Here is a 368-nt window from a genome sequence, read left to right as displayed (position 1 = left end):
CTTCAAGACTTACGACAGTGATCATAAGGAACCACGCGGCGGTAAGGGTCTCGGGCGCCTTTCATGGCTGAAGGTGTTCGCCGAAGCCCATGTTGTCAGTCACTATGTGGAGGGCAGTGAACTTCTAAGGCGCTCCTTTACGCTCGTGCTCAATAATGAGAAGCCCTTGGCGGATTACTCGGTGCAAGCAGCCAGTGGTATCGACCCTGGCACGACGATTGTTCTTCGACGCATGAAGTCGGAATATGCCAAGCATTTCCCGACCAAGTTCGACACCATCGTGCGCAAGGTGGTCGCACACTTCCTTCCCTACCTTATATCACCTGTAAGACCTGTGATCACCATCGAGGGCGCGACAGATCTAATTG

The 368-nt window shown here is 53.3% G+C and carries 1 protein-coding gene; it reads left to right on the top strand.

Annotated features, from left to right (window positions below):
- On the top strand, positions 1 to 368 hold a 368-nt coding region (locus AC1D0P_RS32090), incomplete at both ends, for a hypothetical protein (protein WP_477680416.1).

This window comes from Polaromonas sp. P1_G2, assembly GCF_056405515.1.
The sequence above is the reverse complement of the archived record's forward strand: the minus strand, read 5'-3'. Positions and strand labels throughout refer to the sequence as shown.